The organism is Luedemannella helvata, from assembly GCF_039528415.1.
GTDB lineage: Bacteria > Actinomycetota > Actinomycetes > Mycobacteriales > Micromonosporaceae > Luedemannella > Luedemannella helvata.
In genome coordinates this window covers 165699-186795 of record NZ_BAAALS010000012.1, presented here as the reverse complement: position 1 = coordinate 186795, position 21097 = coordinate 165699, and the positions used below count along the sequence as shown (strand labels likewise).

The following is a 21097-nucleotide window of genomic DNA, read 5'->3' as shown; positions in this document are numbered from 1 at the left end:
CGGTGGCTGTCTTCCTGCATCCTGGCAGCTCACACGGCGAACCGTGCCTGCCGTATTAGGGTCGACGAATGGCCCAACTGATCACACCGACGACGCGGTTGCGGGACGCGTGGCTGGACGCCCGCGACGAGTGGGGACGCGACGTCCACCAGGACGGCAGCGGGCTGGCGGACACGGACGACATCGACACCGTCGAGGGCTTCGCGGCCTGGGTGCAGCGCCTGCGCCGGGAGGCCGACGAGTCGATCCCGCCCGCGCCCGGCCGGGTGCACGCCACGTACTGGTGGATCGTGGAGGACGATCGGGTCCTCGGCGCGATCTCGCTGCGGCACGAGCTGAATGACTTCCTGCTGCGTGCCGGCGGCCACATCGGCTACGGCGTACGCCCGTCCGCGCGTCGGCGAGGCCTTGCCACCTGGGCGCTCGCGACGGTGCTCCGGCACGCCGCGGCGCGCGGGCTGGAGCGCGTGCTTGTCACGTGCGCTGACACGAATGTCGCCTCGGCGCGGACCATCGAGCGCAACGGCGGGGTGCTGGAGGACGTGCGGGACACGGAACTGGGCCGCACCCGGCGGTACTGGATAGATCTGCAGCCCTAGTCAGAACGTCCGGTGGCTGCGACACGACCAGGTCAACACGGCCGCTGCGATGATGCCCGGTCCCATGTGGACGGCAAGAACGCCGACGAGGCTGGGCCCGCCCCAGTCGTCCCGGTACGTTGCGGGGTCCCCGAAGTCGATCATGAATGGCTCCGCGACGGCGCGGGCTACCAGGTAGAGGCCGACGATCCAACCAAGCACCACGAGCGCTTTTCGCATAGGAGGAGTGTGACGCGCGGGCGATGGGGAGGCCTCGGGGAGAACTACTGAACCGCCCCTGGGATGTCGCGGTAGGACCCAGAATGAAACGGTGAGCAACGTGCGCACTGCCCGCGTCTACGACGCGCCGGCCGCCGGCACCCGGGTTCTCGTGGACCGCCTCTGGCCGCGCGGGGTGAGCAAGGAGGACGCCCCGTTCGACGAATGGTGCAAGGAGGTAGCGCCGTCACATCAACTGCGCACCTGGTACGCCCATGACCCCGCCAAGCACGCGGAATTCCTCAAGCGGTACGCGCGGGAGCTGGCCGAGCCGACCGCGCGCCAGGGTTTCGATCACCTGCACGAGCTGGCCCGCACCGGCCAGCTGACCCTGCTGACGGCGGCCAAGGACGTCGACATCAGCCACGCGGCCGCCCTCGCGGACCTGCTCAACCGTTGATCCACCTAGCTCGATCGGCTCCGTGGAAGGCCAGTACCCGCGCCCGACACAAGCGGGCGCGGGCAGCGGACAGCACAACGGGCCCACGCGGCGCTGCGTGGGCCCGTTGTGGCGGGAGGAAGAAGTCAGGCGTCGACCGGGACCCGGGTGCTGAGCAGCACCTCGCCCGTGTCGGTGACGCGGGCGCCGTAGACCCGCAGCGGGGGCTGGCCGCTGCGGGAGCAGCCCGTCGCGAGTTCGAAGACGTGCTGGTGCAGGGGGCAGATGACGACCTCGTTGTCCGCCAGGCCGTCAGCGATCGGGCCGCCCGCGTGCGGGCACACGGCGGAGACCGCGTGCACCATCCCGGCGCGGGTGCGGAACACGGCCACCATGTCGCCGTCGATGGCGAACGTGCGACCCTCGCCGACAGGCAGGGAGTCGAGGGAACCGATAGAGATCTCCATTAGGCGTGCACCTCCCGGACGGGGACCATGGGCAGAGGAAGCAGGGGCAGGGACGGCTTGAACTGGCCGGGCGAGCGGGGCTCCAGGCCCTCCTGCCACGGGTCGCGGTAGGCGTCGACCGCCTCCTGCATGCGTTCCTCGAGGCCCGCGCAGATGCCCTCGCTGTCCTCGACAAGCAGTTCCCGCAGCTTCTCGATGCCGATGCGGGGCACGAACGAGTACGTGCGCTCCAGCCAGTTGGCGTTCTCCCGGTAGTACTGCAGGAACCGGCCCGTGAGCTGCATGACCAGGTCGGGTGAGTCGACCGTGGCCAGCAGGTCGCCCTTGCGGATGTGGGCGCCGGCCGCGCCGCCGACGTAGATCTCCCACTTCCCGCCGTCGATCGCGACGACCCCGAGGTCCTTCACGTACGCCTCGGCGCAGTTGCGGGGGCAGCCGGTGACGGCGAGCTTCATCTTGCCGGGCGACTCAAGACCCTGGAACCGCGACTCGATCGCGATGCCGAGTGCCGTGGAGTCGCCGACGCCGAACCGGCAGAAGTCGCTGCCCACGCAGGTCTTCACCGTCCGGAAGCTCTTGCCGTACGCGTACCCGGACGGCATGCCGAGGTCGGCCCAGACCTTGGGCAGGTCCTCCTTGCGGATGCCGAGCAGGTCGATGCGCTGCCCGCCGGTCAGTTTCACCATCGGCACGTCGTACTTCTCGGCCACCTCGGCGATCTTCTTGAGCTGCTCCGGCGAGGTGACGCCGCCCTTCATCTGCGGTACGACCGAGAACGTGCCGTCGCGCTGGATGTTGGCGTGCACGCGGTCGTTGATGAAGCGGGCGTCGTTCTCGTCCTCGTACTCGTCGCCCCACATCATGCGCAGCAGCGACACCAGGCCCATCTTGGACTTGGCGTCCTCCTTGCCGCCCGGCGAGAGCGCCGCGAACACCGACGAGACGCTGCGCAGGTTCTGCGCCCGGATCGCCTCCATCAGCTCCGGCTTGGCGTACGGCACGCCGGGGACGTACCAGTTGGCCGACGGGTCCTCCTCGACCTCGCCGCCGGCGGCCCACTCGACGATCTGCGCGACGAGGGACTTGCAGGACCCGCAGCCCTTGCCCGCCCGGGTCTTGTCCATGACCCCGGTGACCGTCTTCGTGCCCGCGCTCACGCACGCCACGAGCTGGCCCTTGCTGACGCCGTTGCAGTTGCAGACCTGGTTGTCGTCCGGCATCTCGGCGGCCGACACCTCGGCGGGCGGGCCGCCCAGGTCGAACAGCAGCCGGACCCGCTCCTCGGGCAGCGGCAGGCCCTTGTCGAACGCCTGGGTCAGGAAGCCCACCTTCGACACGTCGCCGAGCAGCGTCGCGCCGATGATCCGGTCGTCGCGGATGATGACGCTCTTGTAGACGCCCTTGCGGGGCTCGGCGAACACCACGAACTCGTCCGTGTCGCGCTCCGGCGTCGTGATGCCCATGGCGGCGACGTCGACGCCGGCGACCTTGAGCTTCGTCGCGGTCCGCGAGCCGTGGTACGCCGCGCGCGGGTTGGCGCCCGTGACGTGGTCGGCGAGCACCTTCGCCTGCTCCCACAGCGGTGCCACCAGGCCGTACGTCTGGCCGCGGTGCTGCACGCACTCGCCGACGGCGTAGATGTCGGGCTCGTCCTGCACGCGCATCTGGTCGTCGACCAGGATGGCGCGCTCGATCGGCAGCCCGGACGCGGCCGCGACCTCGGTGTTCGGTCGGATGCCGGCCGCGATGACGACCATGTCGCAGGGGATCGTCCGGCCGTCCTTGAACTTGATGCCGGTGACGGAGTCCTTGCCCGTGATGTGGGTGGTCATGGCGTTCAGCTCGACCGTGATGCCGAGCTTCTCGACGCTCCCCTTGAGGATGGCCCCGCCCTGCTCGTCGAGCTGGCTGTTCATCAGGTGCCCCATCGCGTGCACGAGGGTGACCTTCAGGCCGTAGTTCAGCAGGCCGCGGGCCGCCTCGAGGCCGAGCAGGCCGCCGCCGATGACGGCCGCCGTCTCGTGGTCGCGGGCGTACCGGATCATCGCGCGCGTGTCGTCGAGCGTACGGAAGGAGAAGACGCCCTGGTGGAAGCCGCGCTTCGCGTTGTAGGTCCCCTCGATGGGCGGGATGAACGGCGTGCTGCCGGTGGCGATGATGAGCTTGTCGTACGGCGTGACGGAGCCGTCGTCGCCGTACACCACCTTGGCGAACCGGTCGATGCGGGTGATCCGGATGCCGGCCCGCAGGTTGATGCCGTTCTCCTCGTACCAGGACAGGCTGTTGAGGAAGATGCCCGACTCCTCCTCGGCGCCCGACAGGACGTTGGAGAGCAGGATGCGGTTGTAGTTGCCGTACGGCTCGTCGCCGAACATGGTGATGTCGAAGTGGCCGCCGCGTTCGAGGATCTCCTCGACCGTACGGGCGCCCGCCATGCCGTTGCCGATCACTACCAGACGCTGAGCCATCAGATGTCCACCAGCCCTAGATCGATCACGACGTTGCCGGTCACGCCCTCGGGGGCGGCAAGGAAGATCTCGATGGTGGTGCCGCCATCGAGGTCCTCCACGACCCGGAGCGGCACATGCACGTCACCGCGCGCGCCGATGGGGAAATACCGCATCGGCTTGCCGTCGCGCATGAGGACGACGTAGACGAGGTCCCCACTGGAGTTGCCGCCGCGGAAGTACACGGGCTGCGTCACCACGCCCAGCGGAACCGTGTAGGACAGTCCGACGCCGAGCGGGAAGGGAGCGTCCATCCCCTTACCCTCGAACGGGAAGACTCCCTGCAGGAAATGTGCGGTCGACGTCACGGTCAACCGTCCTTTCTGGACTCGGACGACAGCGGCGGCGGCGACGCTGCCGCCGGATCGGACGGGCCACCCACGCGGGCGACGGCGACCGCGCAGACCTTGAAGGAGGGCATCCTGGAGTACCGATCCAGCGTTGGATCGGTCAGCGCGTTCGCGCTGGCCGCGCCGCCCCAGTGGAACGGCGCGAAGACGGTGTCGGGGCGGATCGTGTCCGTGACGAGCGCGCGGAACACCGCCCGGCCCCGGCGCGAGCGCAGCTCGACCAGGTCGTTGGCGGCGACCCCGAGCTGGCGGGCCAGATCCGGATGCAGCTCCACGCGCGGGTCGTGCGCGGTCATCTGCAGCGACTTGGAGCGCCGTGTCTGGTTGCCGCTCTGGTAGTGCTGCATGATCCGGCCGGTGGTCAGCACGTACGGGTATTCGAGGTCCGTGGGTTCCGGCACGTCGCGGTGGTCGACCCGGATGAACCGGGCCCGGCCGTCCGGCGTCGCGAACTCCTCCGTGAACAGGCGCTGGGTGCCGGGGTGACCCTCGGTGGGGCACGGCCAGAACACGCCGTCCTCTTTCTCGATGCGCTCGTACGTGATGCCCGCGTAGTCGGCGATCCCGCCCGCGCTGGCCCGGCGCAGCTCGTCGAAGACGGTGCGCGGGTCGGCCGAGAAGTGCTCGCCCCGGCCGAGCCGGCCGGCGAGCGTCGCCAGGAGGGTGAGGTCGTCGAGCACCCCGTCGGGCGGCGGCATCACCAGCTTGCGGCGCAGCACCCGGCCCTCAAGGTTGGTCATCGTGCCCTCTTCCTCGGCCCACTGCGCGGTCGGCAGCACGACGTCGGCCTGCGCCGCCGTCTCGGACAGGAAGATGTCGGACACCACGAGGAAGTCCAGGGCCCGCAGGCTCTCCCGGATCCGGTTGCGGTCCGGGGCGGACACCACGATGTTCGAGGCGAAAACCAGGAGAGTACGCACGCCGCCGGGCGTACCGATCTCATTGAGCATCTCGACGGCGGACTTGCCGGGGCCGGGCAGCTCGTCCGGGTCGACGCCCCACACCCCGGCGACGTGGGCGCGGGCGGCCGGGTCGTCGATGCGCCGGTAGCCGGGCAGCTGGTCGGCCTTCTGGCCGTGCTCGCGCCCGCCCTGCCCGTTGCCCTGTCCGGTGATGGTCCCGTAGCCGGAGTGGGCCCGGCCGGGCAGCCCGAGGGCCAGCGCCAGGTTGATGAACGCCTGCGCGGTGTCCGTACCCGTGCTGTGTTGTTCCGCGCCGCGGGCGGTGAGGATCATCGCGGACCCGGCGGTGGCGAGGGCCCGGACGGTGGCGCGCAGTTGCGTCTCGTCCACCCCCGTGATCCGCTCGACCCGGTCGGGCCAGTAGGCGCTGGCCGCCTGCTTGACGGCCTCGAACCCGGTGGTGCGCTCCTGGATGTAGGCCTCGTCGACGTAGCCCTCGCGCAGCGCGATGTGCAGCAGGCCGTTGGCGAGCGCCAGGTCGGTGCCGGGGGTGGGCTGAAGGTGCAGGGTGGCGCCGCGCGCGGTCGCCGTGCGGCGCGGGTCGACGACGATGTGCGTGGCGCCCGCCGCGCGGCCCGCGTCGAAGTACTGCATGGCGGGCGGCATCGTCTCGGCCGGGTTCGCGCCGACCAGCAGGATCGCCTGCGCCTCGGCGAGGTCGGACAGCGGGAACGGCAGGCCCCGGTCGACGCCGAACGCGCGGTTGCCGGCCGTCGCCGCCGACGACATGCAGAACCGGCCGTTGTAGTCGATGTGCGGGGTACGCAGGGCGACACGGGCGAACTTGCCCAGCTGGTACGCCTTCTCGTTGGTGAGGCCGCCGCCGCCGAAGACGCCGACGCTCGGCCGGCCGTAGCGCTCCTGGCTGGTCAGGATCGCGTCCGTGATCGCCGTCAGGGCCTCGTCCCAGGTCGCCGGCCGGAACGGGCTGCGCCGGTCGGCCGGGTCGGTGCGCACGAGCGGGGTCAGCAGCCGGTCGGGGTGATCCAGCAGCTCAGCGGCGCTCCACCCCTTGGCGCACAGGCCGCCCCGATTCGTGGGGAACTCGGCCGGTTCGATCATGGGCGGGCGGGGCGGGGTGGGGCGCATCGTCACCCCGCACTGCAACGAGCAGTACGGACAGTGCGTTGCTGTATCGACGCTCGCCCCCATGGGACTGATGGTGGGCGTATCCGGTTACCGGTCGATACCACCCTTGTTACGCGGACTTAGCCATGCCCTCTTCTCGATCTATAGGCGTCGTGAGAACGTGGCCGCGCTCACACCGCGACGCGAGCGCCCGGGTCGCCTCAGCGGTGGACGTAGGAGGAGAGCCCGGCAAGGCTCTCGTCGGCGATGAAGACGGCCGGCACGTCCATGAGCACCTGTTCGACGTGGCGGGTGCACCCCCACGCCGAGTCGCCCCACGAGTCGGCGACCTTGATGCTGGCCGCCTTGGGGCAGCCTGTTCTGCCGCCGAGCTCGCAGGAGCCCGGTCGGGGCCGGGAGCGCTGCGCCTCGGCGGCGCGGCGCAGGTCCTCGGCGATCTCCGCGATCCGGCGGTTGGCGGTGTCCCGCTCGGCGCGCACGGCGTGCAGCGCCGCGAGGCGCAGCTCCAACTGCTCGGCGACGATCGCGGCGAGCATGGTCAGCGACGCCAACTGGACGTCGGTGATCTCGCGTGGCTCCCGGTCGATGACGTTCACCGTGCCCAGGCGGGCGCCGGAGGACGTGACGATCGGGGCGGCGGCGAAGAAGCGCAGGCCCAGTTCGCCCAGGACCAGCGGGTGGTGCAGCGTGCGCGGGTCGACCGCGGCGTCGTTGACGACGTACGGGTCGTCGCGCAGGACCGCGGACGCGCACAGGCCGGGCTCGTCGCCGATCTGGCGTACGCCGTCCAGGCCCTCGGTCGCGATCAGCCAGATCCTGTCCTCGTCCACGATCGAGACGGTCGCGATCGGTGTGCCGACGATGGTGGCCGCGAGCCGAGCGATGCTGTCGAACTCGCCGTCGGGCGGCACCTCCAGGACCCGCAGCCGCTCGATCTCAGCCAGGCGCGCAACCGTGTCGTTGCCGGGGTCTGCCGACACCGCGACCTCCGCGTCGTTGGGCGAATCAGGCTGGGAGCCTACCCGGCATTTGGTGGAATCAACCACATCGCGTTGTGGTGCGGCAGGATCCTGGCATGGGACTGGAGACCCCGCTCTGGCGCGCCCTGGCGGTCTTCCGCGTGGCGTCGTGGGCGTACGCGGTCGTGCTCATGGCGCGCGGCTTCCGGACGTACCCGCACCCGATGATCGGGTGGACGGTGCTGGCGGTGATGGCGGCCTGGACGATCGCGGCGATCCTCTGGTCCACGACGGCGTCGCGGCGCGCGTGGACGCTGCTCGTCGCGGACTTCGCGGTGACGGCCGGCTGCCTGCTGGCGAGCATGTGGGTGATCGGCCAGGAGCGGCTCGCGTTCGGCGCGGACACCGTGCCCATGGCGTGGGTCGCCGGCCCGGTGGTGGCGTGGGGCCTGGCGCGCGGCCGGCTGCAGGCGGCGCTCGCCGCGCTCGCCATGGGTACGGTCGACGCGGTGACCCGCGGCGTCGCCAACGCGGTCGTCCTCAACGACACCGTGCTGTTGCTGATGGCCGGCATGATCGTCGGACACGCCGCGCGGCTGGCCGCCGTGAGCGAGGCGAACATCCAGCGGGTGGCCGAGCTGGAGGCCGCCAACCGGGAGCGGGAACGCATCGCGCGCGGCATCCACGACTCCGTGCTCCAGGTGCTCACGCTGGTGCACCGGCGGGGCGTGGAGCTGGGCGGGGACGCCGCCGAGCTGGGCCGGCTGGCCGGCGAGCAGGAGGCGGCACTGCGCAGCCTCGTGGCCACCGAGTTTTCCACCGTGGACGGCGAGGCGGACCTGCGCGCGCTGGTCAACCCGTACGCGGGTGACGCCGTCACGGTGGCGGCGCCGGCCACCCCGGTCGTGCTGCCGGGCGGCGTCGCGGGCGAGGTCGCGGCGGCGGTGGCCAGTGCGCTGGACAACGTCCGCGCGCACGCGGGCCCGGGCGCGCGCCTTCGTGCTGATCGAGGACGAGCCGGGCGAGGTGACCGTGACCGTGCGCGACGACGGGGCCGGCATGGCTCACGGCCGGCTGGACGAGGCGGCCGGCGACGGCCGGCTCGGCGTGGCCCGGTCCATCCGCGGCCGCGTCCGCGACCTCGGCGGCGCGGTGACCATCACCAGCGCGCCCGGCGACGGCACGGAGGTCGAGATCCGTATCCCGCGCCAGAGCCGAGGGTCGTAGCGTGTCGGGGGTGGGCGACGGTGTGCGGGTGATGGTGGTCGACGACCATCCGATGTGGCGCGAGGGGGTGGCCCGCGACCTGGCCGAGGCCGGCTACGAGGTGGCGGCCGTGGCCGGCGAGGGGCGCCAGGCGCTCCGGCTGGCGGCCGCCGCCCGCCCCGATGTCGTCGTGCTGGACCTCCAGCTGCCCGATCTGTCCGGAGTCGCCGTCATCGGCGGGCTGCTGGAGCAGGCGCCCGGCACGCGGGTGCTGGTGCTGTCGGCCAGCGGGGAGCAGCAGGACGTGCTGGACGCCGTCAAGGCCGGGGCGGCCGGCTATCTGGTGAAGTCGGCCGGGCGCGAGGAGTTCCTCGACGCGGTCCGGCGTACGGCCGAGGGCGACGCGGTGTTCACCCCCGGCCTGGCCGGCCTGGTGCTGGGCGAGTTCCGGCGGCTCGCGTCGGCCCCGGCGCGCGACCCCGACCCGCCCCGCCTGACCGACCGGGAGACCGAGGTGCTGCGCCTCGTCGCGAAGGGCCTGTCCTACCGGCACATCGCCGAGCGTCTCGTGCTGTCGCCGCGTACGGTGCAGAACCACGTGCAGAACACCCTCGGCAAGCTCCACCTGCACAACCGGGTGGAGCTGGTCCGCTACGCCATCGAGCAAGGACTGGACGACCGCTGATGCATACCGAACCCGCCGACCTCGACCGCGCGGAGCTGGCCGACCTGGTCCGCACCGGGTGGGGCCTCGACGCGGGCGAGCTGACGTACGCGCCCGTGGGCTTCGGCACGCACCACTACCGGTCGGGCGACCTGTTCATCAACGTCGACGACACGGACGACTGGGTCGCCCGGGGCCGTTCGCTGGGCGCCGCGGTCCTGCTCAAGGAGAACAACCTCGGGTACGTGCACGCGCCGCGCCGCCGGCCCGACGGCGGCTGGCTGGCCGGCTTCGGCGAGGGCCGCTACGCCGCCTCCGTGTATGACCTGATCGACGGCCGGTCGGGCCACTTCGGCGACACGCTTACCGCCCCGGACCGCGACGCCGCGCTGACCGCCCTGCGGCGCCTGCACGACGCCACGGGCGTGCTGCCCCCACACCTGTTGGACCGCGACGACCTCGCCATTGCGCACCGGGCCACGCTGTTCGACGACTCCTGGGCCGACGGCCCCTACGCCCTGCCCGCCCGTGAGCTCATCACCGGAAACCGCACCGCGCTGGAGGACAAGCTCGCCACGTACGACGCGCTCGTCCGGGAAACGGCAACCGACGACTGGGTGATCACCCACGGGGAGCCACACGCCGGCAACATCATGTGGACCCGCGACGGCGACCTGCGCCTCATCGACTGGGACACCGTCCGGCTCGCCCCGCCCGAACGGGACCTGTGGCTGCTCCCCGGCGACGACTGGACCGCCTACGGCCGAGTACCCGACGCCAGGGCGCTGGAGCTGTACCGCCTGCGTTGGGAACTCACTGACATCTGCGACTACGCGGACACGTTCCGGCGACCACACGCCGACAACGAGGACACCCAGGCCTCCTGGCGTTTCTTCGCCGGCCATCTGAGTACCTGAACCCAGCGGCAGTTGAGTCATCGCGCGGATGTGACCACGCCGCCCCGCGCGGTCCGATGGAACCATGACGCGAGAGGTGTACCTCACCGGCTGCGGGGCGTACCTGCCCGGCGAGCCGCTCGACAACGACGACATCGTGCGCCGACTCGGCGCGACCGGCACCGCGGCGGCCGCGCGCGAGCGCGTCCTCGCCGCCAACGGCATCCGCACCCGCCACTACGCCCTGGACGCGGCCGGGTCGACCACCATGCTCAACGAGGAGCTGGCCGCCGAGGCGGTCACGGCCGCACTCAAGGACCGGGGCCTCACCATCGCCGACGTCACCTTCCTGGCCACCGGCACCACCCAACCCGACCTGCCCGTACCCGGATTCGCGTCCATGGTCCACGGCCGCCTCGGCGGGCACCCCATGGAAGTGCTGTCGGCCGGCGGCGTCTGCGCCTCCGGCATGGCGGCCCTGCGCGCGGCCGCCAACGGCATCCGGGTCGGCGAGCACGACACCGCCGTCGCGGTCGGCTCCGAACTCGTCTCGCGCGCCCTGCGCCAGCCGCGCTACGACGCGGCGGGCGGCCGTACCGGCTTCGACGCCGAGTTCCTGCGCTGGACGCTGTCCGACGGCGCCGGCGCGGTCGTCGTCGAGAGCCGGCCCCGCCCGGACGGGCCCAGCCTGCGGCTGGACTGGCTGCACCTCGTCTCGTACGCCCACGAGGAGCGCGTCTGCATGCGCACCGGCACGGCCGACGGGGGCGTGCCGGCCGCCGGGACCACCTGGCTCGACCAACCCACGGCCGCCGACGCGGAACGGCAGGGTTCGCTGTTGTTGCGCCAGGACGTCCGCGCCCTGCCGCGGTTGTTCCAGGTGGGACTGAGGGAGTACGCGGGACTCGTGCGCGACGGGCGGCTGGACCCGTCGAGTGTCGACCACGTGCTGTGTCACTACAGCGCCGAGCACTTCAAGGGGCAGATCTTCGGGCTGCTCCGCGAGGCCAACCTCATGATCGACGAGGAGCGCTGGTTCACCAACCTGCACACCCGCGGCAACACGGGCGCGGCCAGCATCTACGTCATGCTGGAGGAGGCCTGGCGCACCGGCCGGTTCTCTCCCGGCGAGAAGATCCTGCTCATCGTGCCCGAGTCGGGCCGCTTCTCGTTCGCGTTCGCGCAGCTCACCTGCGTGGGCCCACAGACCTCCGCGGCCGTTTCGGCAGCGACGCCAGCCGCTTCCCCGCTCGGCGTCGCGGCGGCGGCGGACGACGACGCCGTGCGGTACGCCGTACTCGAACTGGGGAAGGTCTGGGACGGCTTCGCCCGCAGGCTCGCCGCGGCCCCGATCATCCGCCGCATCGAGTCCGGGAGCGCGACCCTCGACGACTACCGCAACCTGCTGCTGCACCTGCGGCAGCAGGTGATCGACGGTGGCCGGTGGATCGCGCGGGCGGCGTCGAGCTTCTCCGCCGACCTGTTCGAGCTGCGGTCGGCCGCCATCCGGCACGCCGCCGAGGAGCACCGCGACTTCCGGCTGCTGGAGCGCGACTACGTCGCCGTCGGCGGCGAGCTGGAAACGATCCAGAACGCACGCCAGAACGTCGGCTCGGAGGCGTTGTCGGCGTTCCTGTTCCACCGCGCGTCGCTGCCCGACCCGGTGGACCTGCTCGGCGCCATGTTCATCATCGAGGGCCTGGGCACGGCGTGCGCCGACCGTTGGGCGTCCCTGCTGCGCGACCAGTTGGGGCTGACCGAGGCGCAGACGAGCTTCCTGCACTACCACGGCGGGGCCGACGCGGAGCACTTCGAGATGCTGACCGGCATGCTGCGCTCCGGCGCGGTCACCCGGGAGCGGGCCGAGCGGATGGTGCGCACCGCCGCGGTCACCGCCCGCCTGTACGCCCTTCAGTTGGAGGCGATCGACGATGAGTGACCCGTCCGTGTGGGCCGCGATCCTGGCCGACCCGGGTGGGCCGATCGACGCGCCCACGCTGCGCCTGGTGGTGCGCGACCAGCAGCGCTGGTCACGCCGCTGGCTCTACCCGTGGGTCCGGGTCGTGTCGCGGGCGACGGTCTTCCTGATCCGGGTGGGGAAGGCGTTCGTGCCGGGCGTGCGCGCGCACCGGACCATGGACGCGCTGTGCGTGTGGTTCCTGCGCCGGTTCGTCTCGCCGGAGGCCGGCGAGTTGCTCATCCGGCACTTCCTCGTAGAGACCAACCTGCTCAACGTGGCTCTGCGCACCGCGGGTCTCGCACCTGTCACCCTGCGGCCGGCGTCGCTGCGCGACCTCGGCAACCGGGCCGTCATCGAGCACGACATCAACGTGTACGACGTCATCGTGGCGCTGCGGGGCAGGTCGTGGGCCGGACCGCTGGACCTGTCCGGGCTCGACATCGAGCCGATCGACGCCGAGCCCGGCCGGCGCCGGTGGCTCAACCTCGACATCCAGACGGCCCTGTGCCTGATGAACATCCCGTTCGCGGCGTGCCTGACCCGCGACGAGTACCGCCGGGCGGTGCACTCCCTGCGGCTGGACGCCCAGCTGTTGGGGCTGCTCGCGGACGTCACCGGCGACGACACGTTCCACCGCTGGCGCCCCGCCGGCGTTCCGGTCCGGGTGGACAGCGGGCTCGACGTGCCCCGCGCCGTCTACGAGCACGCGGTCATCTGCGAGTACGCCCACGGGCACCTGCGCGCCCTTGCGGTCCGACGGATCGGCGTCGCGGTGATTTGCCCCGTTTAGGGACCACGCTCGGGAGTATCCTGACCACACAATCCACAGTGGAGGTCTGGGAGGAATCGGGTGGAGTTCGAGCGGCAGGTGGAGAACCTGGTGCGGCTGGGATACCCGGCGCTCGCGGGCGTGGACGAGCGGGCGTTCCGCGAAACCCTCGCCCCGCTGGCGGCCGTGGCGGAGAAGATCACCCCGAAACCGCGCGCTGACGACGCGTACCACGTGCCTTTTGTTGTGGTTGTCACGCGGGAACTCGTCGCCCCCGAACAGACCGTGCCGCTGCTGACCTTGCCCGGCCGGAAGAAGGGCGGCGTGGTCGACAAGAACTACCAGGGCGAGCTGGCGCGCTTCGTACCGTTGCCGGAACTGGGCGTCTCCCGTGCCGCCTACCTGATCGTCGATGTCGAGCGGGGCGAGGAGTTCCGCGACGTGAAGCCCGTCGACGCCACCGCGACGATCACCGAACGGGGCCGGACGCCGCTGACGATCGAGGAGGGCGTGGCGCTCGCCACGCACTTCCCGGACGCGCTGGAGAAGAACAAGTGCTTCATGCTGGCCGGCTCGCGGTCGGGTGATCGTCGGGTCCCCGCGCTCTGGATCAGCGACAACGCGCCGAAGCTCGGCTGGTGCTGGAACGGTAACCCGCACAGCTGGCTCGGCACGGCCTCGTGCGGCAGCCGGATGACAGCGCCGTGACAGTGCGCTGACAGCGGCCGGCGCCATGGTTGACCCCGAAACCTAAGGGGGAACCAATGAGCTACGCGTTCCAGGCCGAGGGCCTGGTGAAGCGGTTCGGGGCGACCACCGCGCTGGCGGGGATCGACCTCGCCGCCGAGGAGGGGACCGTGTTGGGCGTGCTCGGCCCGAACGGGGCCGGCAAGACCACGGCGGTGCGCATCCTCGCCACCCTGCTGCGGCCCGACGAGGGTCGGGCCACGGTCAAGGGGCTCGACGTCGTGAAGGACGCCGCGAAGGTGCGGCGCCTTGTCGGCCTCACCGGCCAGTACGCGTCCGTGGACGAGGATCTCACCGGCCTGCAGAACCTGACGCTCATCGGCGAGCTGCTGGACCTGCGCCGCGCCGACGCGAAGGTGCGGGCCGCCGAGCTGCTGGAGTGGTTCGACCTCACGGACGCGGGCCGGCGGCAGGCCAAGACGTACTCGGGGGGCATGCGCCGCCGGCTCGACCTGGCCGCGAGCCTCGTCGGCAACCCGGGGGTGATCTACCTGGACGAGCCGACGACCGGTCTCGACCCGGCCAAGCGCGAGGACATGTGGGGCGTCGTCCGGTCGCTGGTCGGCAACGGGTCCACGGTGCTGCTGACCACGCAGTACCTGGAGGAGGCCGACGCGCTCGCCGACGACATCTGCGTGATCGACCACGGGAAGGTGATCGCGCACGGAACTCCCGCCCAGCTCAAGCACCTCGCCGGCGGTCAGACCATCGAGGTACGACCGACCGATCCCGCCGACCTGCCGGCCGTCTCGGGAGTCCTGTCGGGCGTGACCGGGCACGAGGCCGAATCGCCGCGGCGCGGCGTGCTCACCGTGCCGGTCGAGGACGAGCGCGCGTTCACCGCGGTCGTCCGCCGCCTCGACGAGGCCGGCATCGGCGTGCTCGAACTGTCGCTGCGGCTGCCCAGCCTCGACGAGGTCTTCTTCACCCTGACCGGCCACACGACGCGTAAGGAAGAGGTGGCGGCATGACGATGACCATGCAACGCGCACAGTCGCCGGTTGCGGTGGAGGCCAAGCCGGCCCGGCCGCTCGGGCTGCTACGGCACAGCCTCGCGCTCACCCGACGCAGCCTGATCAAGACGCTGCACACGCCCGAGCAGCTGCTCGACGTCACCCTCCAGCCGGTGATCTTCGTGCTCGTCTTCGTGTACCTGCTGGGCGGCGCGATCTCCGGCTCACGGCATGAGTACCTGCAGTACCTGCTGCCCGCGATCATGGTGCAGACAGTGCTGTTCGGCTCCGTGGCCACCGGGGTTTCGCTCAACACCGACGTGAAGAAGGGCGTCTTCGACCGGTTCCGCAGCCTGCCGATCGGGCGCTCCGCGCCGCTCATCGGCTCGGTCGTCGGCGACATCGTCCGGTTCGTCGTCTGCATCGCCGTGCTGTTCTCGATCGGCTACGCGATGGGCTTCCGGATCGGGACGAGCCCCGTCGCCACCCTGGCCGCCTGCCTCGTGGTGATCTTCTTCGCGTTCGCCATGAGCTGGGTGTTCGTGCTGGTGGGCATGGTCTTGCGGGAGCCCGGTGCCGTGCAGGGCGTGTCGTTCGTGGCGCTGTTCCCGCTGACGTTTGGCACGAACATGCTGGTCGACGCGAGTACGCTGCCCGGCTGGCTGCAGGCCTGGGTGAAGGTCAACCCGGTGGCCGGGGCCATGGACATGGCGCGCGGGCTCATCGTCGGCGGGCCGGTCGCCGGGCCGCTCACCAAGACGCTGCTGTGGGCCGTGGGCATCCTGGTGGTCTTCGCGCCGCTCGCGGTGCGCGCCTATCGCCGCCGCGCCTAGTTGCTGCCCGTGGGCGCGGGTCCGACCGGGTCGAACAGGGCGAAGGCCCCGGCCCGGTCGTGCCCGCGCCCCTTGGCGTAGGCGGCCTCGAACGCGGCGTCGCCGAGCGCCTGGCGCAGCGACCGCGTGAGGCGCTCGGTGTCGCAGTCGGTGAGGTCGCGGGTGCCGCGCACGGCGTCGGCCGCGCCGAGCGCCTCGGCCGCGAGCGCCGGCTCGCCCGTCGCGCCGTAGTGACAGGCGGCGGCCACCCCGACCTTCGCCACGACGGGCATGTCGTTGCCCTCGACGGCGTACCGCAGCGCGGCCGAGATGTGCTCGGCCGCGTCGTCGTCGCGGCCCAGGAACATCGCCAGGTGCGCCTCGGTGCTCAGCAACAGAGACTGGAACTGGGGCGGGACGAGGTTCGCGGCGTCCAGGTGCACGCGCGCCCGGTCGAGCATCTGCCGGGCCTCCGCCGGCTCGCCCGCGGTGCGGGCCAGGTCGGCGAGGATCAACAGGGCGAAGGCGGTCTCCCGGCGCGGCGACGGCTCGGGGAACTCCGCGACGTACGCGCGCAGCTCCGCGCGGGCCCGCTCCGGATCGGCGTACGCGTGCACCGAGGCCAGCCAGATGCGCTGGTGTCCGGCGTCGTCACCCGGGTTCAGCTCGCGCATCAGCCGGATCGACTCCTCCAGCGCGGCCGCAGCCTCGTCCGTCTCGCCCCGCTTGCTCTTCGCGTCCGCGAGGACCGTGAGCGCCGTACTCATGCCCCACCGGTCCCCGACCTGCCGGAACGCCTCCACGGCGGCGGTCACGTCGCGCATCATGCCGTCGGCGTACCCCGCGTTCTCCTGGATGGAGCTGCGCATCGTCAACAGCATCGCCCGGGCCCACGGGTCGGGATGGTCCAGCTGGCGGTCAATCTCCGCCAGGCCCGCCTCGGTGTCGTCCGTGACGAGCGAGAGCGCGGGCCGCACGAGAGCGAGCAGCGGGTGTGCCCGGTGCAGGTCGACGCCGTCGAGCAGCGCCACGACCTCCCCGACCCGGCTGAGGTCGGGGCGCGCTATCCCGGACATCGTGTTGTGCAGCTGGTGCATCATCGCGGCGATCGCCCGCGCCTGCGCGGGCGCGTCGCCGGGCACGGCGAGCGCGCGGCTCAGCAGGGCGCCGGCCTGCTCGTGGCTGCCCGTCATCATCCACAGGAACGTCAGCGCGGAGCACATCCGCAGGGCCGTGTCCGCGTCGCCCGCGTCGCACGCCGTGTGGATCGCGCCGACCAGGTTGTCCCACTCCGCCCGCATGAGCGCCAGCCACGGCAGCTGGTCGGCGCCGCGCAGGTGTGGCTCGGCGGTCTCGGCCAGGGACAGGAAGTGCGCCGCGTGCGCCGCGCGGGCCGCCTCCAGGGTGCCGGCCTCGGCGAGGCGATCCACCCCGTACTCCCGGATGGTCTCCAACATCCGGTAGCGGGTCGTGTCGCCCGCGCCGTCGATGACCTGCAGCAGTGACTTGTCGACGACCGCGCCCAGCAGGTCCAGCGCCACCGGAGTGTCCAGGCCGGCGACGCCAGCCGCGCTGTCGGCCGTGATCGTGGCGGGGAAGACGGCCAGCGTCTCCACGAGGTGCCGCTCGTCGTCGGTGAGCAGGTCCCAGCTCCACGCCACCACGGCGCGCAGCGTGCGGTGGCGCGGCATGGCCGTCCGGCTGCCGCCCGTGAGCAGCCGGAACCGGTCGTCGAGCCGGCGGGCCACCTCCTCGGGCGACTGGGTGCGCAGGCGCGCCGCGGCCAGCTCGATCGCCAGCGGCAGCCCGTCGAGGCGCCGGCAGATCTCGACAACGGCCGCCACGTTGCCGTCGTCAACGTCAAACCCAGGTCGTACGGCGGACGCGCGGTCGCGCAGCAACTGAACGGAGGGGTACCGCGCCGCCTCGGCGGCCGGACAGTCCGGGGCGGGCAGGCGCAACGACGGCACGGCCGCCAGCGACTCGCCCACGATGCCGAGCGGCTCACGCGATGTCGCCAGTACGCGCAACTGCGGGCAGCGGGCCAGCAGCTCGTCCGCGAGCCGGGCGGCCGCGTCGATGACATGCTCGCAGTTGTCCAGCACCAGCAGCGTGTCCGCGCCGCGCAGGGCGTCGGCGAGCCGCGACAGGTCGTCGGCGGGCGTACTCGGCTCGTTGGGGTCGCGGACGCGGGCCTCGCGGCGCAGCACGGTGGCGAGGGCCGCCTGCGGCACGTCCGCCGGGTCGCTGACCGGCGCCAGCTCGACCAGCCAGGCGCCGCCCGGCAGCCGGGGCGCGGCCGCGGCGGCGGCCGTGCCCGCCAGCCGGGTCTTGCCGGCGCCGCCCGGCCCCACGAGCGTGACCAGCCGCTGCTCGCCCAGCAGCGCGCCCAGCCGCGCCAGCTCCGCCTCCCGGCCGACGAAGCTGCTCACGGTCGCCCGCAGATTCCCGATCTGGGGCGGCGGCGCGGCCGGCGTGGCCGGATGCGGGGCGGCCGAGCCGCGCAGCACGGCCAGGTGGGCCTCGCGCAGCTCCGCGGACGGATCCGCGCCGAACGTGTCGGCGAGCCGGGCCCGCACCTCCTCGTACGCCGCGAGCGCCCCCGCCGTGCGCCCGGCCGCCGCGAGTGCCCGCATGCGCAGCGCCCACGTGCGCTCCCGCAGCGGGTGCGCGGCGGCCAGCCCGCCGAGCTCGGCCCCCAGCAGCGCAGCGTCCGCGCCGAGCCGTAGCTGGGCCTCCACGCGGTCCTCCGTGGCGGCCAGGCGCAGCTCGGACAGGCGCGCGTCCGCCGCCGCCGCGAAGTCCGCGCCGGCCACGTCGGCCAGCGCCGGCCCGCGCCACAGGGCCAGGGCCTCCGAGAGCACGGTCGCGGCGCCCGCCGGGTTGTCCGCGCGCAGCGCCCGGGCGCCCTCCCGGGCGAGCCGCTCGAACCGGTGCGCGTCCACGGCATCGGCGGGCAGGTCGAGCCGGTAGCCGCCCGGCGCCGACTGCAACGGCAGCCCGGGTACCGCCCGGCGCAGGCGCGACACGAGCGACTGCAGGGCGTTGCCCGGCTCAGCCGGAGGGGCGTCGCCCCATAACGCCTCGACCAGGGCGTTCGCGCCGACGGTCCGGCCCGGGTCGAGGGCGAGCCGGGTCAGCAGCGTGCGCAGCCGCGACCCGCCGACCTCGACGGCCACCCCGTCCACCGTGACCTCGAGTGGCCCGAGAACCCCTACCCACACACAGAGAACTGTGCCACCCGAATGTGACGGATGGGGCGCCGACAGGCGCGGTTAGGATCGCCCGGTGCGCCCCCAGCCGACCCCCGCCCCCGCCGTACCCATGGCCGGCGCGCGGTCGGCGGGCACGTCGGTCGGGTGGACGCTCCTGGTCGTCCTGCTCGGGTTCCTGTTCGCGGGCCTGAACACCGTTCTCGCGTACGTCACGCTCGGTCTGCCCAACGCCATCCCGATCGGCGTCGGGCTGGTCCTCTGCCTGGCTTTCGCGGTCGCGGTGCGCCTGTTGCACCGGGCGGCGTGGCTGTCGTGGCTGTCCATCCTCCCGGCCCTGTTCGTCCTCGTCGGCTCGGTGCAGCTCGCCCCCGAGGCCGCGCTCGACCGGCGCGGGGTACGCCAGGACGTGGTCATCGTCGACGCCAAGGCGGTCGGCAAGCGGCACTCGTACACGCTCAGTGGCCCGCAGGGCCAGCTCACCGAGCCGTTGATCTACGCGGGCAGCAACCCCGGCTACCAGGTCGGCGACCGGCTCACGGTCGTCACCGACCCGGAGGGCGTCGTGGAGCTGGAGGACGCCGCGAAGGTCGACCCCGCCGGCATGGTGGGCGCCCTCCTGTTCGGCCTGTCCGGCTGGACGGTCACCGCGCTGCTCGCCGGCTGGCGCGGTCACGCGCGCCGCCAGCGTGGCCGCCACGACGACCTGGTCATCTAGTGGCCCACACGTACGCGCGGGTCGAGCGGGAGCGCCGCTTCCTGCTCGCCGGCCCGCCCGATCCCGCGTCCGTCGTGGCGACCCGGGAGATCGTCGACCGGTACCTCGACGGGACCCGGCTGCGGCTGCGTGCGATGACCGACGTACGCACCGGGCACACCGACTACAAGCTGACGCAGAAGGTGCCGGCCGAGCAGGACCCGGCGCGCGGGCTGCTCACCACGATCTACCTTGACCGCGAGGAGTACCAGGTTTTCGCGCGGTTGCCCGCCGCGGTGCTCCGCAAGACCAGATACAGCGTGCCGCCCCTCGGTGTGGACGTCTTCGCCGACACGTTGCGCGGCCTGATCATGGCCGAGGCGGAATTCGCCGAGGACGCCGCGCTGGACGCCTTCGCCCCGCCGGCATGGGTCATCGCTGAGGTGACCGGCGATCCACGGTTCACGGGCGGTCGGCTGGTGCGGGCCGCGCGCCAGGACCTCCGCGAACAGCTCCGGGAGTACGGCGTAACGCTCGGTTCCTAGGGGGCGGCAGGCGCCGGCCTTCGTCGCTACCATGCCTGCCATGGGCGCTCTCAAGCCGTGGCATCTGATGGTTCTGCTGTGTGTCGTGGCTGTCGTGGCTGTCGTGGCGGGCGTGCTGTTCTTCGCCCTGCGGCGCCGCCCCTGACCGGCATGGCGACGGGAGCACGCCCCGCGATGGGCGTGCTCCCGTCGTCTGATGCGTTGTCACCCTGACTCAGCACCACCGTGGCTCATCAGCACCACCAGCCCCAGCACCCGCCATGGCCGTGACCGTGGCCGTGCCCATGCCCGTGGCCGTGCCCGTGCCCATGGCCGTGCCCATGTCCATGGCCGTGCCCGTGGCCGTGGCCGTGCCCATGGCCGTGCCCGTGCCCATGGCCGTGGTTCGCCACGGCTGACGCCGCGGTGCCCGCGCTTGGGCTCACCATGGCCGCGGAGGCCGGGCCAGCGGTCATGCCGAGCGCGAACAGGACGCCGATCAGGACCGCGAACAACCGAAATCGCAGGCGTGTCATCTCTTTCCCCCTCATGACGTGCGTGAAGGTCTCTTCGATACAGCTGCCTGCGCGTAAGTAACCGTTTCCGAGGTGCTGCTCTGCGAGCAACCCTCATAACTCTACGTAGTCATCCAGAATCCGCCAGTAACCGGGGGTCATTCATCTGACCTTTGGTCACCCGGCTTAGCCGTGACCGTGACCCCGATGACCGCCACCCCCGTGCCCGTGCCCGTGCCCGTGGCCGTGCCCGTGGTCTCGGCCGTGGCCGTGGCCGTGTCGACTGTCGTGCCTGCGGTCGTGCCCACGGTCGTGCCCGCGGTCGTGCCCGCGGTCGTGCCCGCGCGAGCGGTCGCCGTGGAACCGGTGCCCGCGCCACCGGCCATGCCCGTCGTTCCCGGTCGTGAACGAGGTCGTGGTCGCGACCGTCGTGGTGGTCACGCCTGAGGTCGGTGCGGCGGTCGTGCTGGCGGCTGCTGGGCCGGCGGCGACGCCGACGGCGAAGAGCGCGCCGGCCGAGACGGCAAGGAAGCGCAGTCGCATGCGAGTCATGGATCCCCCCTCGGGAACGA

General features: G+C 72.2%; 21 protein-coding genes and 1 pseudogene. 15 read left to right on the top strand and 7 right to left on the bottom strand.

Going from position 1 to position 21097, the window contains the following annotated elements; genetic code table 11:
• Positions 1-68: 68 nt before the first annotated feature.
• Positions 69-599 (top strand): GNAT family N-acetyltransferase, encoded by a 531-nt coding sequence (locus ABD191_RS14545; protein ID WP_344081630.1) that lies wholly within the window; start codon positions 69-71, stop codon positions 597-599.
• Here the strand turns inward: ABD191_RS14545 and ABD191_RS14540 are convergent, their stop codons facing one another.
• Positions 600-818 carry a hypothetical protein gene (locus tag ABD191_RS14540; RefSeq protein ID WP_344081627.1) on the bottom strand — a complete coding sequence of 73 codons (219 nt, stop codon included), beginning with the start codon at positions 816-818 and terminating at the stop codon, positions 600-602.
• A 91-nt stretch (positions 819-909) separates the two neighbouring features.
• Here ABD191_RS14540 and ABD191_RS14535 point away from each other — a divergent pair, with 91 nt between their 5' ends.
• A complete protein-coding gene (locus ABD191_RS14535; protein ID WP_344081624.1) occupies positions 910-1257 on the top strand; it encodes a DUF488 domain-containing protein in 348 nt (115 codons plus the stop codon).
• Between the two features lie 125 nt (positions 1258-1382).
• Here ABD191_RS14535 and ABD191_RS14530 read toward each other — a convergent pair whose 3' ends face one another.
• The 5 genes from ABD191_RS14530 to ABD191_RS14510 form a co-directional block, all read right to left on the bottom strand.
• A complete protein-coding gene (locus tag ABD191_RS14530; protein WP_344081621.1) occupies positions 1383-1703 on the bottom strand; it encodes a Rieske (2Fe-2S) protein in 321 nt (106 codons plus the stop codon).
• Entirely contained in the window at positions 1703-4171 is a 2469-nt protein-coding gene (gene nirB / locus ABD191_RS14525) for a nitrite reductase large subunit NirB (RefSeq protein WP_344081618.1), read from the bottom strand. Before nirB ends, ABD191_RS14530 begins: the two co-directional genes overlap by 1 nt.
• Positions 4171-4518, bottom strand: a complete 348-nt coding sequence (locus ABD191_RS14520) for a molybdopterin oxidoreductase (RefSeq protein WP_344081615.1) — start codon at positions 4516-4518, stop codon at positions 4171-4173. The genes nirB and ABD191_RS14520 overlap by 1 nt, the downstream gene beginning before the upstream one ends.
• Positions 4519-4520: 2 nt before the next feature.
• On the bottom strand, positions 4521-6674 hold the full coding sequence (locus tag ABD191_RS14515) for a molybdopterin oxidoreductase family protein (protein WP_344081613.1): 2154 nt from the start codon (positions 6672-6674) through the stop codon (positions 4521-4523).
• A 137-nt stretch (positions 6675-6811) separates the two neighbouring features.
• The gene (locus ABD191_RS14510) at positions 6812-7591 is read right to left on the bottom strand and encodes a GAF domain-containing protein (RefSeq protein WP_344081610.1); all 780 of its coding nucleotides are present in this window, start codon (positions 7589-7591) and stop codon (positions 6812-6814) included.
• A 95-nt stretch (positions 7592-7686) separates the two neighbouring features.
• Between ABD191_RS14510 and ABD191_RS29260 the strand changes: the two are divergent.
• The 9 genes and pseudogenes from ABD191_RS29260 to ABD191_RS14465 all read left to right on the top strand — a co-directional run.
• Positions 7687-8505, top strand: a pseudogene (locus tag ABD191_RS29260) (DUF5931 domain-containing protein); the annotation flags it as partial.
• Positions 8438-8797, top strand: a complete 360-nt coding sequence (locus tag ABD191_RS14500; protein ID WP_344081656.1) for an ATP-binding protein — start codon at positions 8438-8440, stop codon at positions 8795-8797. The pseudogene ABD191_RS29260 and the gene ABD191_RS14500, both read left to right, overlap by 68 nt.
• Positions 8798-8828: 31 nt before the next feature.
• On the top strand, positions 8829-9461 hold the full coding sequence (locus ABD191_RS14495) for a response regulator (protein ID WP_344081653.1): 633 nt from the start codon (positions 8829-8831) through the stop codon (positions 9459-9461).
• Complete coding sequence (locus ABD191_RS14490) at positions 9461-10357, top strand: phosphotransferase (RefSeq protein WP_344081607.1); 897 nt, start codon at positions 9461-9463, stop codon at positions 10355-10357. Before ABD191_RS14495 ends, ABD191_RS14490 begins: the two co-directional genes overlap by 1 nt.
• A gap of 64 nt (positions 10358-10421) precedes the next feature.
• Positions 10422-12275, top strand: a complete 1854-nt coding sequence (locus ABD191_RS14485; protein ID WP_344081604.1) for a thiolase family protein — start codon at positions 10422-10424, stop codon at positions 12273-12275.
• Entirely contained in the window at positions 12268-13086 is an 819-nt protein-coding gene (locus ABD191_RS14480; RefSeq protein ID WP_344081601.1) for a DUF6999 family protein, read from the top strand. The genes ABD191_RS14485 and ABD191_RS14480 overlap by 8 nt, the downstream gene beginning before the upstream one ends.
• A 60-nt stretch (positions 13087-13146) precedes the next feature.
• Entirely contained in the window at positions 13147-13773 is a 627-nt protein-coding gene (locus tag ABD191_RS14475; protein ID WP_344081598.1) for a DUF5701 family protein, read from the top strand.
• Positions 13774-13829: 56 nt separating this feature from the next.
• A complete protein-coding gene (locus ABD191_RS14470) occupies positions 13830-14783 on the top strand; it encodes an ATP-binding cassette domain-containing protein (RefSeq protein ID WP_344081595.1) in 954 nt (317 codons plus the stop codon).
• Positions 14780-15598, top strand: a complete 819-nt coding sequence (locus tag ABD191_RS14465) for an ABC transporter permease (protein WP_344081592.1) — start codon at positions 14780-14782, stop codon at positions 15596-15598. Before ABD191_RS14470 ends, ABD191_RS14465 begins: the two co-directional genes overlap by 4 nt.
• Here ABD191_RS14465 and ABD191_RS14460 read toward each other — a convergent pair.
• A complete protein-coding gene (locus tag ABD191_RS14460; protein WP_344081589.1) occupies positions 15595-18801 on the bottom strand; it encodes an AfsR/SARP family transcriptional regulator in 3207 nt (1068 codons plus the stop codon). The genes ABD191_RS14465 and ABD191_RS14460 overlap by 4 nt on opposite strands.
• Before the next feature lie 64 nt (positions 18802-18865).
• On the opposite strand from ABD191_RS14460, the gene ABD191_RS14455 reads away from it, so the two are divergent.
• From ABD191_RS14455 to ABD191_RS14440, 4 genes are all read left to right on the top strand, one after another.
• The gene (locus tag ABD191_RS14455) at positions 18866-19507 is read left to right on the top strand and encodes a hypothetical protein (RefSeq protein ID WP_344081587.1); all 642 of its coding nucleotides are present in this window, start codon (positions 18866-18868) and stop codon (positions 19505-19507) included.
• On the top strand, positions 19507-20031 hold the full coding sequence (locus tag ABD191_RS14450; protein WP_344081585.1) for a CYTH domain-containing protein: 525 nt from the start codon (positions 19507-19509) through the stop codon (positions 20029-20031). Before ABD191_RS14455 ends, ABD191_RS14450 begins: the two co-directional genes overlap by 1 nt.
• A gap of 260 nt (positions 20032-20291) precedes the next feature.
• Complete coding sequence (locus ABD191_RS14445) at positions 20292-20429, top strand: hypothetical protein (protein ID WP_344081583.1); 138 nt, start codon at positions 20292-20294, stop codon at positions 20427-20429.
• Positions 20430-20732: 303 nt separating this feature from the next.
• On the top strand, positions 20733-20972 hold the full coding sequence (locus ABD191_RS14440; RefSeq protein WP_344081580.1) for a hypothetical protein: 240 nt from the start codon (positions 20733-20735) through the stop codon (positions 20970-20972).
• The last annotated feature ends 125 nt before the right edge of the window (positions 20973-21097 follow it).

Coding starts and splice junctions, on each gene's coding strand:
- nirB (WP_344081618.1), bottom strand. CDS start 4,171: ATGGCTCAGCGTCTGGTAGTGATCGGCAACGGCATGGCGGGCGCCCGT.
- ABD191_RS14485 (WP_344081604.1), top strand. CDS start 10,422: ATGACGCGAGAGGTGTACCTCACCGGCTGCGGGGCGTACCTGCCCGGC.
- ABD191_RS14445 (WP_344081583.1), top strand. CDS start 20,292: ATGGCCGTGACCGTGGCCGTGCCCATGCCCGTGGCCGTGCCCGTGCCC.
- ABD191_RS14465 (WP_344081592.1), top strand. CDS start 14,780: ATGACGATGACCATGCAACGCGCACAGTCGCCGGTTGCGGTGGAGGCC.
- ABD191_RS14530 (WP_344081621.1), bottom strand. CDS start 1,703: ATGGAGATCTCTATCGGTTCCCTCGACTCCCTGCCTGTCGGCGAGGGT.
- ABD191_RS14515 (WP_344081613.1), bottom strand. CDS start 6,674: ATGGGGGCGAGCGTCGATACAGCAACGCACTGTCCGTACTGCTCGTTG.
- ABD191_RS14540 (WP_344081627.1), bottom strand. CDS start 818: ATGCGAAAAGCGCTCGTGGTGCTTGGTTGGATCGTCGGCCTCTACCTG.
- ABD191_RS14480 (WP_344081601.1), top strand. CDS start 12,268: ATGAGTGACCCGTCCGTGTGGGCCGCGATCCTGGCCGACCCGGGTGGG.
- ABD191_RS14470 (WP_344081595.1), top strand. CDS start 13,830: ATGAGCTACGCGTTCCAGGCCGAGGGCCTGGTGAAGCGGTTCGGGGCG.
- ABD191_RS14495 (WP_344081653.1), top strand. CDS start 8,829: ATGGTGGTCGACGACCATCCGATGTGGCGCGAGGGGGTGGCCCGCGAC.
- ABD191_RS14440 (WP_344081580.1), top strand. CDS start 20,733: ATGACCGCCACCCCCGTGCCCGTGCCCGTGCCCGTGGCCGTGCCCGTG.
- ABD191_RS14545 (WP_344081630.1), top strand. CDS start 69: ATGGCCCAACTGATCACACCGACGACGCGGTTGCGGGACGCGTGGCTG.
- ABD191_RS14490 (WP_344081607.1), top strand. CDS start 9,461: ATGCATACCGAACCCGCCGACCTCGACCGCGCGGAGCTGGCCGACCTG.